11 protein-coding genes are annotated in these 13,061 nt (G+C 65.4%); 5 read left to right on the top strand and 6 right to left on the bottom strand.

Going from position 1 to position 13,061, the window contains the following annotated elements:
- Nucleotides 1-871: DUF222 domain-containing protein (locus tag LOC60_RS16010; RefSeq protein WP_230026706.1), on the bottom strand; the 871-nt coding region annotated here is incomplete at its 3' end.
- A 168-nt stretch (nucleotides 872-1,039) separates the two neighbouring features.
- Here LOC60_RS16010 and LOC60_RS16005 point away from each other — a divergent pair.
- The gene (locus LOC60_RS16005) at nucleotides 1,040-1,909 is read left to right on the top strand and encodes an SRPBCC domain-containing protein (RefSeq protein ID WP_230026704.1); all 870 of its coding nucleotides are present in this window, start codon (nucleotides 1,040-1,042) and stop codon (nucleotides 1,907-1,909) included.
- A gap of 100 nt (nucleotides 1,910-2,009) precedes the next feature.
- Here the strand turns inward: LOC60_RS16005 and LOC60_RS16000 are convergent, their stop codons facing one another.
- The 4 genes from LOC60_RS16000 to LOC60_RS15985 form a co-directional block, all read right to left on the bottom strand.
- The gene (locus tag LOC60_RS16000) at nucleotides 2,010-3,500 is read right to left on the bottom strand and encodes a tripartite tricarboxylate transporter permease (RefSeq protein WP_230026702.1); all 1,491 of its coding nucleotides are present in this window, start codon (nucleotides 3,498-3,500) and stop codon (nucleotides 2,010-2,012) included.
- Between the two features lie 35 nt (nucleotides 3,501-3,535).
- Complete coding sequence (locus tag LOC60_RS15995) at nucleotides 3,536-4,084, bottom strand: tripartite tricarboxylate transporter TctB family protein (RefSeq protein ID WP_230026700.1); 549 nt, start codon at nucleotides 4,082-4,084, stop codon at nucleotides 3,536-3,538.
- Between the two features lie 62 nt (nucleotides 4,085-4,146).
- Nucleotides 4,147-5,118, bottom strand: coding sequence for a Bug family tripartite tricarboxylate transporter substrate binding protein (locus LOC60_RS15990; RefSeq protein WP_230026698.1), 972 nt, complete (start codon nucleotides 5,116-5,118; stop codon nucleotides 4,147-4,149).
- A gap of 234 nt (nucleotides 5,119-5,352) precedes the next feature.
- Nucleotides 5,353-6,102, bottom strand: a complete 750-nt coding sequence (locus tag LOC60_RS15985; RefSeq protein WP_230026696.1) for an IclR family transcriptional regulator — start codon at nucleotides 6,100-6,102, stop codon at nucleotides 5,353-5,355.
- Nucleotides 6,103-6,351: 249 nt separating this feature from the next.
- Here LOC60_RS15985 and LOC60_RS15980 point away from each other — a divergent pair, with 249 nt between their 5' ends.
- Complete coding sequence (locus LOC60_RS15980; RefSeq protein ID WP_230026694.1) at nucleotides 6,352-6,999, top strand: DNA-3-methyladenine glycosylase; 648 nt, start codon at nucleotides 6,352-6,354, stop codon at nucleotides 6,997-6,999.
- Nucleotides 7,000-7,072: 73 nt separating this feature from the next.
- Here LOC60_RS15980 and LOC60_RS15975 read toward each other — a convergent pair whose 3' ends face one another.
- Nucleotides 7,073-8,065: an aldo/keto reductase gene (locus LOC60_RS15975; protein WP_230026692.1), complete on the bottom strand. Its 993-nt coding sequence runs from the start codon at nucleotides 8,063-8,065 to the stop codon at nucleotides 7,073-7,075.
- A 177-nt stretch (nucleotides 8,066-8,242) separates the two neighbouring features.
- Here LOC60_RS15975 and LOC60_RS15970 point away from each other — a divergent pair, with 177 nt between their 5' ends.
- From LOC60_RS15970 to tyrS, 3 genes are all read left to right on the top strand, one after another.
- Complete coding sequence (locus LOC60_RS15970; RefSeq protein WP_230026690.1) at nucleotides 8,243-8,797, top strand: adenine phosphoribosyltransferase; 555 nt, start codon at nucleotides 8,243-8,245, stop codon at nucleotides 8,795-8,797.
- A 150-nt stretch (nucleotides 8,798-8,947) separates the two neighbouring features.
- Nucleotides 8,948-11,209: a HelD family protein gene (locus tag LOC60_RS15965; RefSeq protein ID WP_230026688.1), complete on the top strand. Its 2,262-nt coding sequence runs from the start codon at nucleotides 8,948-8,950 to the stop codon at nucleotides 11,207-11,209.
- A 13-nt stretch (nucleotides 11,210-11,222) separates the two neighbouring features.
- Nucleotides 11,223-12,548, top strand: coding sequence for a tyrosine--tRNA ligase (gene tyrS / locus LOC60_RS15960; protein WP_331460846.1), 1,326 nt, complete (start codon nucleotides 11,223-11,225; stop codon nucleotides 12,546-12,548).
- Nucleotides 12,549-13,061 lie beyond the last annotated feature (513 nt).

The following is a 13,061-nucleotide window of genomic DNA, read 5'->3' as shown; positions in this document are numbered from 1 at the left end:
TGTCGGGCACGGGTGCCGGGCTGCCGTCAACGATCCCGCCGGTGAGCAGGGACGCGAGGATGTCGGCCCGGAGCTGGCCCACGCTGCGCGGGTCTCCGGCGGCCTGCCCGCTACGGGCCGCGGTGGTCAGTGCACCGTAGATCAGCTGGCCCTGTTCCGCGGCGAGGTACGCGCCGAGTTCGGCCATCCCGTCCGTCCGGGCCTCGAGCCAGACCTTCCGGGATTCCAGGGCTTTGCGGTGGCGGGGGATCAGGGTTTCGGGGTGCAGGTTCTCCCGCAGGCGTACCGCGGTCCGGGTGAACAGGGTGTCGGTGGATCCGGGGGCGCGGGCGAGCAGGTCCGCTTCGAAGCGGGTCTGCTCGGCCCGGTCCAGGAACCGGCATTGGTCCAGGATGGTTCCCGCCTGCCGGCAGGACAGGGTCCCGGCCTCCAGGGCCGCGAGGGTGGCGGTGAAGCCGGTGCACAGGTCCAGGGCGTCGGCCAGCAGCCGGGCCGCTGCCGGGTAGGACAGGCAGAGCAGGGTCTGGGCCTCGGTGGCGGTCAGGCTGAACACCTGCGTCGGGTCCGTAGGTTGTTCCGCGTCCGGAGCGTCCGCGTCCGGAGCGCCCCCGCCCGGTGTCCCCGGGGTGGTGCAGGCGTCCCGGACGTGTTCGTGCAGGCGGTGCAGGGTGCGGGCCTGCTGGGCGGACCGCCAGGCGTCCAGGGCGTGCAGGCGCTGCAGGACAGCCGCCGTGGCTTCCTCGTTCAGCCGGTCCGGGTGCTGCAGGGCCAGGGTGCCGGTGAATCCGTCCGGGAACCGGGCCGCCCGTTCCGGTGCGCCGGGACGGGCATAAAACACACCGCCGCCGGTTTCATATCCATGCTTTTCCATACCCCAAGGCTTTCAGCCCGCACCGACATTCCCGGCCCGGAAACCCGCCGGAACACCCCGAAACGGACCCGCCCGCATACCCGTCTTTTCCGCCAAACTACCTACCCGCCCCTCCCGGCGGTGTACCCGCTGAAGCTACCCTTAAAACCCATCCAAGGAGGACGCGCCATGACCGAGTCCAACCCCTCCGAAGCGCCGATTCCCACCGGAAGAATCGAGCGCCGCCCCGACGGCTACACACTGGTCTTTGAACGCCGGTTCGATTTTCCCGCCGGCCACATCTGGGACGTGCTGACCAACGGGGACAAGGTGGCCCAGTGGCTCGGCATGCTTACCCCCGGCTGGCAGCTGGGCAAGGAATACCGGTTGGACATGGGAAACGCTGAGGTCACCGGAACGGTGCTGCAGATGAGTCCCGGGCTCAGCCTGCAGTTCACATGGGAGGACCCGCTGGGGGATGAATCCGTCCTTGACTGGCAGGTGCTGGAGACCCCCGACGGTTCCTTGCTGCAGTTCCGCACGCATGAGGAAAGTGCCGACTTCCTGACCGAAGGGGCGGCCGGCTGGCAGGGAATCCTGGACGCCTTCGACGACGTCGCGTCAGGCCGGGAGCCTGCCCGCGCGTCCATGGACCAGTGGCAGGCCCTCCGCGATGCCTACGCCAGGGAATTCAACGTCTCGCCCACCATGGGACAAATGGATGCCGCAGGGGTCGTCTTCGAACGCTGGTACGACGCAGCCGCCGGCGATGTCGGCAGGGCACTGGACCGAGCGGCGTCGGAGGTTGGCCTCGGTGCCGAAGCCGCCGTCGAAATCACTGACGACGACGCCGGCCATGCCCGTGCCGTCGTCCGGCAGCCGGTGAACGCTGAACACGGCGGGCACGGCGGACCGAACGAGGCGCCCGCCCTCCTGGCCGCCTGGCATGTTGCCTTGGATGCAGCCGGAGACCACCTCGCCGGTAATCCCTGGCATCCCAGCTCCCGCAGGCTGGCGGCCCTGAAGGAGTTCTACGCTTCCTCTGCCGGGAACGCCTGAACCGCTCGGCGGCGGGATGAAGCCCGGGACGAAGAAGCAGAAGCTGCCCGGCGCCTCCCGGACAGCTTCTGCTGAACAACACAAACCCAAGACACCCGGTCTAAGACACCCGGGCCTCCTCGGCGGCGGTGCCGGCAATCCTGCGGCGTTTGGCGTGCTGCCGCACCGGCGGCACTACCAGTGCAGCAACGGCGATGGCCAGCAGAACCATTGCGATCGGGCTGGTGAAGATGGACGCCCAACCGTCGGTAATCAGCGCCCGACGCAGGTTTGACTCGGCCAGGGGGCCCAGAATGAGCCCCAGCACTGCCGGACCGGCCGGGAAGCCGAACCGGAGCATAAACAGGCCCACGGCGCCGAACACCATCATCATAAACACGTCGAAGACGCTGTTGTTGATGGAGTACGTCCCCACCATGCAGAAGATCAGGATGATCACCCACAGGTAGTGGCTGGGCAGTTCCAGCAGGCGCACCATTCCCCGCATCCGGAGCAGGCTCAGGCCCAGGGTCAGTACCGTGGCGATCACCATGATGGTGACCAGCGACGAGACGAGGTCCGGGTGGGTGCTAAAGAGCGCCGGACCCGGCTGGATGCCCCAGATCATCATGGAGCCGATCATCACGGCCATTACAGAATCTCCTGGGACGCCCAAGGCCATGGTGGTGGTCACGCTTCCACCGAGGGTGGCGGTACTGGAGGTGTCTCCGGCGGTGAGTCCTTCCATCGATCCCTTGCCGAACTCCTCCGGATGCTTTGACACTTTCCGGGCGTTTTCCCAGGCAATCACTCCGGCGATGTCTCCGCCGACGGCGGGCACCAACCCCACTACGGACCCGGTGGCTGCGCCGATCCCCATGGGTTTGAGGAGCCGACGCATCAGTTGCCGTCCAGGCATCCACTGGCCAAGCTGCGCCACGGGTTTGATGTGGTGCTCCAGGCGGTTCCGGGTCAGGATCTGATTGAGGACTTCGGCGATTCCGAAGAATCCGATAATGACCGGAATGAAGGGGATGCCGCCGTTCAGTTCCAGGATGTTCAAGGTGAAGCGGGCATCGCCCGTGATTGGATCGCGCCCCACGGTGGAGAGGAGGAGTCCGAAGGCACCGGCGGCCAGCCCCTTGATAATGCGCCCCGAGGAGACGCCGACCATCATGGTCAGACCGAAGACGACGAGCGCAAACATTTCCGGCGGTCCGAACTGGCGGGCAAGTTCGGAGAGCGGGACGGCTGCGACCGCAAGGATGATAATGCCGACGAACATGCCGAACGCGGATCCGAAGGCGGAGGTGGTCAGGGCCAGCCCTGCCTGTCCCTTAAGGGCAAGCGGGTACCCGTCGAAGGTTGTTGATATGGAAGCCGGAGTGCCGGGCGTATTGATGAGGATGGCCGGCACCCGGTCGCCGAACTGCGCGGCAACATAGATGGTCAGCAGCACTGCAAGGCCCTGGATGGGGTCGAGTGTCAGCGTGAAACCGCTTGCCAGCGCAACTGCCATGGTGGCGGTTACCCCTGGAAACGCGCCGACCAGCATGCCGACCGCTATGCCCAGGCCAATGTAGAGGAGCGTATCGGGCTGCAGCACAGTCATGATTCCGTCTGTGACGGGGGAGGCAGCAATCTGGATCATAGGTTCACCCGCAATGCGACGACAAACAGGAAATGGAGGACGACGGCGACTATCGCCGGGAACAACAGCAGCGGCTTCCATCCGCGCCCGCCGTAGAGGAATGTCAGCGCGACCGTGGCGGCGAAGGTGATCAGCCAGAACTGGAGGACATTCCACAACAGCAGGTACGCCACCAGGATGACGACGGTGCCCGCCATCCGGCCCATGCCCCATCCAGTCAGGGGATCGGGCAGATTCGTGCTGGACACCCCGCGGAGCACGTTGACGGCGGCCATCAGGATGCCCAGTACCACAAGGCACCAGGCGAGCATGGTGGGCCAGAACGGGGGGCCAAGTTCCACCCGGACGCCGGAGTTGATGTCCTGGGCCAAGACAAGGATCGTCACGCCGAAGGCCAGAGTCACACCGGCCGGAACAAGCTCTCGCAGCCGATGGGCACGGTCGGTCACCAAGAGGGGAACAATCTCCTGGGACGGGTCGGTTCCAGGGTCCAGACCCGCAGTTGGCGCATCTTCGCCCCGGACAGGGGATTCATGATCAGTCATAAGGGGTTCCTTAGGGGATCCGAGCCTGCCGGCGTGAGGCAAGCAGGCCCGGATCCTGTGGGCTATTTGCCCTGGGCCAGCGCGATCCAGGGGCCGTAGCGGTTGGCTTCGGATTCAAGGAATTCCTTCATTTCGTCGGAGTCCTTAAAAGTGGGCACGAGGTTCGAATTCTCGATGACCTTCCGGTATTCGGGGTCCTCCACTGCTTTCGCCATGGCGTCCGAGAGTTGCTGGACGACCTCGTCCGGCGTGCCCGCGGGAGCCATGATGCCTACCCATGAGGCATTCGTCAGTTCGATACCGGATTCCTTGGCCGTCGGGACGTCCGGGTTCTTCGGATCCCGTTCATCGGTAAGCATGGCCAGGTACCGCAGCTTGCCCGCGTCTACCTGGGCCTTTTGGGTGCCAATGGCATCGATGGAGAAATCGACGTCGCCCGCTGCCGCCGCGGCAACCGCCGGAGCCGATCCGTCGAACGGGACCGAGGTGAGCTCGATCCCGGCGAGTTCCTGCAGCCCCTGCGCGGGGGAGTCCCAGACGGAACCGACGCCGGGACTCGAGTAGGTGACGTCACCGGGGCTGGCCTTCGCTGCCTCGATCAGGTCCTCCAGCGTTTCAAACGGGCTGTCCGTCGGCACGGCGATGGCGCCCGGACCGGCCAGACCCTGCCCGATGGGCGCGTAGTTGGCTGGATCGATGTCGTAGTCCTGGAACTGGAGCGTGGCCACCTCCACGCCCATCATCGAGAGGTTGTAGCCGTCGGGCTCCTGGTCCTTCAACCAGTTGTAGGCCACCGAACCGTTGGCGCCGGGCTTGTTCTCGACGATGACCTCGACGCCGAGTTCCCGTTCGAGCAGGGGAGCGATGGTCCGGGCCGTCAGGTCGCCAGAGCCCCCGGCGGCCCAGGGCACAGTAAGCCGGATGTCATCCGTGGGGAATTCGGCTTCGGAGGCGCTGTTGCTGCCGGAGGCACATCCGGTCATCGCAAGTACTCCCACCGCCCCGAAAGCGAGTGATCTGGTGATGCGTTTCATTTCAAGCTCCTTTACTATCCATGAGCCGGCGGATCCGGCCCGTGTCTTCTTCGACACCGGACGCCTCCCGGCAATGACGTGCGCGCTATGCGAACATTTGTTCAAGAAACGCACAGTTGCTGTAATGTAATTCACACATGGAGCCCGCGCAAGGATGGGAAAAAGTGCTTCGCCGTGTGTCGCCGGTTCCGAATCGCCCACGCCGGTGCGCGGGTGCAGGTTGGTATGCACGCCTCAGCCCCGCTGCGGGAGCTGGAGGGACAGCCGATCAGCTGCTTCCAGCAGGATGGGCAGGTGGCGGTGCAGGTCTTCGACGCCGGCCCGGAATATGGGTGCCGCCAGCGTAAGTGCGCCCTTTGCCGAGGGGACCGGGACCGAGATCGCTGCCATCCCCGGATCGTTCTCCTCGGATTGAGCGGCCCAGCCCTGCCTCCGGACAACTTCCAGCTGCAGCTCGAGTTCCGCGCGTGAACCGACTGAGTGCCCCGTGCGGGGGTGGAAGTCCATGGTGGCCAGCAGGTAGTCCCTGGCCCGGGCCTCGCTATAGGCCAGGAGGACCTTGCCTGACGCGCTGGTGTGGAGCGGTACCCGGTCTCCGGGATCCGTGGTGGTGCGGAACTGCGGTCCGTCGACCTTGTGGACCGTCAGCGAGCACCCGTCATCAAGAATGTGGAAGATCGAGCTTTCCTGCGTCTGTTCCGTCAGCCGCCTGAGGATCGGACCCGCGGTGCCGTCGAAGCCGCGGGCATGGGCGACCTTCTGTCCCAGCTGGAAGACTCTCGGCCCGAGGCGATACCGCCTGCGCTCTTCTTCGTATTCGGCGAAGCCTGCATCCACCAGGGTGTTCAGTAGCCGGTATGCGGTACTGAGGGGGTAGCCCGCTGCCTTGGCAACATCACCGGCAGTGGTGCCATGAGCATGCTCGCCAAGCAGGGCCAGCAGGGCGAGGGCTTTGGTTGCCGTCCCTGACCGGTCTTGTGACACGTGAACCTCCATGTGAACGCTACGTTGGACCCCCAGATGACCCTAAGTGTGATCTACGCCATCCTTTAGGTCAACATCCGAAAGTGACTTCCACTATTCGGGAGCGGTAGCTGCTGTTTCACCGGGATTGAGATGCCCGCCCACCCTGCACCACCCGGGATGCATGAGTTGATGTGCTGGTGGCGGGCTCCGGCTGACGCCGCGACCGGCCGGTTTTGGGTGCCCGGGCGCTCTTGCTACGGTCGAACCATGGATCTCCTGCGTAGGCGCCTTGCCGTCCCCGCCACCGAAGCGGCACCCCATCTGCTGGGTGCCGTGCTGACCCACGACGTCGACGGCGAACGGGTCAGTGTGCGGATCACCGAGGTGGAGGCCTACATGGGCGACGCCGATCCCGGCTCCCACGCGTTCCGCGGCCGGACGGCACGCAACGCGGCCATGTTCGGGCCGGCGGGACACCTTTACGTGTACTTCACCTATGGCATGCACTACTGCGCCAACGTGGTCTGCGGGACGGAAGGCGATGCCACCGGACTGCTGCTGCGCGCGGGCGAGGTGGTCGAGGGTGCGGAGATTGCGGCCGTGCGGCGCGGAAATCCGCGTAATCCGCTCGACCTGGCGCGCGGTCCGGCTCGGCTGGCACAGGCGTTGGGGATCGCCCGGCCGCTGGACGGAGCGGACGTGTTTGCGCGGCCCCTGCATCTGGCGCTGCCCGCCGAACCCGTGGGCGCGGACCGGATTTCAACCGGACCCCGGGTCGGGGTGAGCGGCCCCGGCGGCTCGGACGACTATCCGTGGCGGTACTGGCTCACCGGGGACCCGACAGTGTCCAAGTACCGTCCCGCGCAGCCGCGCAAGCAGCCGGCCGCCGCGGGAGCGACGGCCCTGCGTCCGTGAAACGCAGAACGGCGCTCCGGGTAACTGCCACCCGGAACGCCGTTCTGCGACGGTACTACTGGAAACGCGGCTACTAGGAGCGCGGCAGCGGAGCCTGCGCGGAAATGAGCTTCTTCTCGAGCAGCTCGTCCCAGAAGGCACCCGGGATCTCGGCCTTCATGGCCGCGACATCCTCTGCGACGCGTCCGGGCCGGCTGGAGCCGGGGATGACCGCAGCCACAGCCGGGTGGGCGGCGGAGAACTGCAGGGCAGCGGCCTTCAGGCTCACATCGTGCCGGGAGGCGACCGAGGTCATCTCAGTGATCCGCGCCTGAACCTGCGGAGGAATCTCTGCGTAATCGAACTTGTCTCCGCCCAGCAGGGCGCCGGAGTTGAACGGTCCGCCGACGATGATGCCCACGCCCAATTCCAGCGCCTTGGGCATCATGCGCTGCAGGGCACGCTCGTGCTGCAGCAGGGTGTACTGGGTGGCGGAGAGGCTCATGGTCGGGGCAGCCGTATCCATGTCCATGGCCAGCTCGATGGGCTCGGTGGTGTTGACGCCGAGGCCCCAGCCGTTGATGACGCCCTCGTCCTGCAGGCGGGCGAGGACCCGGAACGCGCCGGTCCGTGCCTCATCGAACTTGGAGACCCACTCATCGCCGAGGAAGTCCCGGGAGGTGTCATGGATGAACACAAAGTCCAGCCGGTCAGTCTTCAGCCGGTTCAGGCTCTCCTCGATGGAGCGCAGAGTGGCATCCGCGGTGTAGTCCGTAGCGATCTTGTTCGAACGCCCGTGAGTGAAGAGGCCGGGGCTTTTTTCCTCTTCCTCATCCAGGATCAGCCGTCCTACTTTGGTGCTCAGCACGTACTCATCGCGGTTGTGCTGCGACAGGACCTCGCCCAGGCGGCTTTCCGCCAGGCCGGCGCCGTAGAAGGGAGCAGTGTCGAAGTAGCGGATGCCTTCGTTCCAGGCGGCTTCAACCGTTGCCAGCGCCTCCTCCTGGGGAATGTTGCGGAACATGTTTCCCAGCGGAGCCGTGCCGAATCCGATTTTGTCCTTGAGCACTTCGTGCAGGTTAGCCATTATGTGTTGCAATCCTTGACTGTTGGTGCGGTTGATTTCCGGCCCTGTCCAACGGGCCTGCCAAATGCCAACCGCTCCCCGTTGCCCTTTATTCCGCCGCCGGCCAGGCAGCGAGACAAGCCCCACAGCACGCAGAACAGCTCCGGCCAGACCGGCCGGAGCGGGTAAGGTGGACGGGTGAAAGATGCCCCGGCAGAACCGGCCAACAACGAGTCCATTGAACAAACCATCGAACGCCTGGGCGCTGTAATCCCCGATTACCCCAAGCCCGGTATCGTCTTCCGGGACCTGACCCCGGTCTTCGCGGACGGCCCGGCCCTCCGCCGCGTAGTGGATGCCCTCATTGCCCCCTTCGCGGGGCAGTTCGACTTCGTGGCAGGCGTGGAAGCCCGCGGCTTCCTCCTCGCCGCAGCCGCTGCCTACGCCTCCGGCAAGGGAGTCATCACCGTACGCAAGCCCGGCAAGCTGCCGCGCGAGGTGTTCTCCGAGAGCTACTCCATGGAATACGGCGACTCCACCCTGGAACTCCACCGCGACGACATGCCCGTCGGTTCGCGCGTCCTGATTCTCGACGACGTCCTGGCCACCGGCGGAACCCTCGGTGCCGCTGCCCGTCTTATCCGTAAGGCAGGCGCCGAAGTGGCCGGATTCGGCGTCGTGCTGGAACTGGGTGACCTCGACGGCCGGAACCGCCTCGGCGACACCCCGGTTACCGCACTGATCCGGTACTAGGCGCTGCCCCCTCAGCGAGGGGGGGACACCCGTACGACACGCGTTACTCACAGGCAGCAGCTGAGAGCAAAACCGCATACATTAGTGACCTGCAAAAGTCCAAATGCACTGTAAGATTGACGCTCTGCCTTTGCGAGAGGGAACTCGAACATGCCTGAAACACCTTCAGCTTCCAACGAGCTGGAACACGAGCGTCAGTACGTCGCCGGTCTGTACTCACGTCTCGATGAGCTGCGTGAGGAAAAGCGGGAACAGCTGGCCGCGATCCGGCGCAGCCATGCCTCCGGTTCCCACCAGAACCGCTCCGAGCGGGACGCCTTTGCCACCATGTACGAGGACCGCCTCGCGCAGCTGAACGCCGTCGACGACCGGCTCGTGTTCGGCCGGCTGGACCTCGACGACGGAGAGGAACGCTACATCGGCCGCATCGGCCTCTCGACGGCGGAGCTTCAGCGGCTGATGGTGGACTGGCGCGCCCCTGAAGCGGGCACGTTCTACCAGGCCACCGCTTTCGAGCGCCAGGGCGTACGACGCCGCCGGCACCTGATCCTCAAGGGCCGCGACGTGCAGGCCATCGAGGATGACGTGCTGGATTACTCCATGCTCGAGGACGAGGAAGCACTGCAGGGTGAAGGTGCGCTTCTCGCGGCGCTGAACTCCAAGCGGACCGGACAGATGTCCGACATTGTCGGCACCATCCAGGCCGAACAGGACCGCATCATCCGGGCTCCGCTTTCGGGCACGCTGGTGGTCCAGGGCGGCCCCGGTACGGGCAAGACCGCCGTGGCGCTGCACCGCGCCGCGTATCTGCTCTACACCCACCGCGAACGGCTGAAGTCCGCCGGCGTGCTGCTGGTGGGGCCGTCCAATGCCTTCATCCGGTACATCGAACGCGTGCTGCCCTCGCTGGGTGAGACCGGCGTCGTGATGTCCAGCCTGGGGCAGCTGATGCCCGGCATCACCGCCGCGCATGAAGAGGACCCGGCCATCGCCGAGGTAAAGGGACGGCTGTACATGGCCGACGTCGTCGCCCGGGCGGTTGCCAACCGGCAGCGGCTGCCGCGGGAGCCGCGGAAGCTGAACGTCGAGGGCACTATCCTGACGCTCACGCCCAAGCAGGTGCAGCGTGCCCGCGACAAGGCCCGTGCCACCGGCAAGCCGCACAACGAGGCCCGCGTGACCTTCGTGAAGATCCTGCTGCGCGAACTGACCGAGCAGATGACCGAACAGCTTGAGGAATCGGCCGGCGCCGGCAACAGCACCGACCGGGCGTACCTCGCCGAGGATGTGCGCAGTGCCCGCGACGTCCGCGTTGCCCTGAACCTGTGCTGGATGCCGCTGACCCCGGAAAAGCTCATTACCGAGCTGTTCAGCAAGCCCGGGCACCTTGAATCGGCCGCGCCGGAGCTCTCCGACAAGGAGCTGGACCTCCTGCGCCGCAGCCCGGATGCGCCGTGGACCGAAGCCGACGTGCCGCTGCTGGACGAAGCCGCGGAACTGCTCGGCGAGCTGGACGCCTCCGCCGGCCGGGAGAACGCGCTCCGAGAGGAACAGCGCAAGCGCGACCTCGCCAACGCCGAAAGCGCCATTGCCAACACCGAAGGTTTCCTGGAGGACTCGGGCGCCCACGGCATCCTGTCCGCGGAGGACCTCGCGGACCACAACGCGGTGGGGGAGCAGCGCCTGACGGCAGCCGACCGCGCCGCCGTCGACCGCACCTGGGCCTTCGGGCACATTGTCGTTGATGAAGCGCAGGAACTATCCGCCATGCAGTGGCGGCTGCTGATGCGCCGCTGCCCGCTGAAGTCCTTCACCGTCGTTGGCGACATTGCCCAGACCAGTTCGGCGGCCGGGGCAACGTCCTGGCAGGCAGCACTGGATCCGTTCGTGGGGGAGCGCTGGACCCTCGAAGAGCTCACCGTGAACTACCGCACCCCGGCGCAGATTGCCGAGGCGGCAGTACGGATGGCCAACGCGGCCGGGCTCGTGGTCTCCGCGCCGAAGGCCGTGCGCGAAGGCCGCTGGGCACCGTTCATCGACGAGGTTCCCGAAGACGGCCTGATCCAGCGGCTGCTGGACACCCTGCCCGAGGACCTGGACGCGCTCGACGGCGGCCTGCTGGCGGTCATTGCCGAGGACCACCGCCTTGCAGCGGTCCGCCGCGCACTGACGGAAGTGTACGGAGCCCGTGTGGGATCCGGCGCCGGCGGGCTGGAGCAGGACATCGTGGTGACCTCCCCGCGGGAGGCCAAGGGCCTGGAGTTCGACGGCGTCGTGATCCTGGAACCGTCCGAACTGCTGACCGCAGCAGCCGGCAAGGTAGGGGACCTGTATGTCGCCATGACCCGGCCCACCCAGCGGCTGCGCCTGATCGCCGCCAACGGGATCCCCGCAGGCATTCCCGAAGACTGATAATTTAGAAAGCGTGTCAGACAATATCGTGAACTCCGAGGGCCTCGGCGCCCAGCAGAATGATTCCTCCTTCGCCAACATCTGGCAGGAACTGAAGTGGCGGGGCCTGGTGCAGGTCTCCACCGATGAGGCAGAGCTGGAAAAACTCCTCGCCGGAGGCCCGATCACGTATTACTGCGGCTTCGACCCGACGGCACCGAGCCTGCACCTGGGCAACCTGGTGCAGCTGCTCACCATGCGCCGGCTGCAGCTCGCCGGCCACCGGCCGCTTGCCCTCGTCGGGGGCTCCACCGGCCTGGTCGGGGACCCGCGCCCGACGGCGGAGCGCACCATGAACACCAAGGAAACCGTTGGCGAGTGGGTCGGGTACCTGCAGGGACAGGTGCAGCGCTTCCTCAGCTTCGAGGGCGGAAACGCCGCACGCATGGTGAACAACCTGGACTGGACCGCGCCGATGAGCGCGATCGACTTCCTGCGCGACGTCGGCAAGCACTTCCGGGTGGGCACGATGATCAAGAAGGAAATCGTCTCTTCGCGCCTGAACTCCGATGAAGGCATCAGCTACGCGGAGTTCAGCTACCAGGTCCTGCAGGGCATGGACTACCTCGAGCTCTTCCGCCAGTACAACTGCGTGCTGGAAACCGGCGGATCGGACCAGTGGGGCAACCTCACCAGCGGCACCGAACTGGTCCGCAAGGTCGAGGGGAAGACGGTCCATGCGCTGGGCACCCCGCTGATCACCAACAGCGACGGCACCAAGTTCGGCAAGAGCGAGGGCAACGCGGTCTGGCTCGACGGCAACATGACCAGTCCGTACGCCATGTACCAGTTCTGGCTCAACACCTCCGACACCGATGTGGTGGACCGGCTGAAGGTCTTCACTTTCATGAGCCGGGCACGCATTGAAGAGCTGGCGCGCGCCGTGGAGGAAGCTCCGCACAAGCGCGAGGCGCAGCGCGCCCTGGCCTACGACGTAACGTCACTGATTCACGGCACCGAGGCAACCGACAAGGCCATTGCAGCTTCCGCGGCGCTGTTCGGCCAGGGGGACCTGACCGAACTGGACGAAGCCACCCTGAAAGCGGCAACGGAACAACTCCCCGCAGCGGTGGTAACCCCGGATTCCCTGGGCATCATCGACCTGCTTGTTGCGTCGAAGCTTTCTCCGAGCAACTCGGCAGCCCGGCGGACCGTGACCGAGGGCGGTGCCTACGTCAACAACGTCAAGGTCACCGACGTCGACGCCGTCGTGGACTCCAAGGACCTGCTGCACGGCCGGTTCCTGGTGCTCCGCCGCGGAAAGCGGACCCTTGCGAGCGTTGAGGTTTCCGCCGTATAGTTTTAATGCTTCCTTCGGGAGGCATGTGGGTAAGCAGTTTGAGGGGTGCGGAAGCTTGTGCGGCGGATCACGTCGATCCGGTTTGCAAGGACCGGAAGCGATGTGTAAAGTTGCATGAGTCGCCGCGGCCGGGACGCTGGAAAAGCGCCCGAGCAGGGCGGCCAAACCCCAACAAAAATCAAGAGTCCAACCAGTGCGCGCCCTTTGCAGGGTCGGTGGAAAAGACTCCTTGCTTGATGCTGGGTCCGGAACGGCTGAGACGCTCTTCACGGGGTTCCGATAAGGAAAACCGCGAATTGCGGAAAACGCCGGAATGGAATAAGATATAAAACATTGCAGCGAAGAAGAAAGGGAAAACATTGTTTTCCCGAGTATTTTCGGATTGCGTCTGTTGTTTGAGAACTCAATAGTGTGCCAAGTTTATTGATACCAATTTATTTTGATTGGTTGAACAGGCCGTTACCGCCCACCCCGTGGGTATGGGACGGTTTTTTTAGCCGGTTTCGAATTTAG

It is taken from the genome of Arthrobacter sp. zg-Y769, from assembly GCF_020907405.1.
Taxonomy (GTDB): Bacteria; Actinomycetota; Actinomycetes; order Actinomycetales; family Micrococcaceae; genus Arthrobacter_B.
Note: the sequence above shows the minus strand (reverse complement) of the source record. Positions and strands in the feature narration are given on the sequence as shown.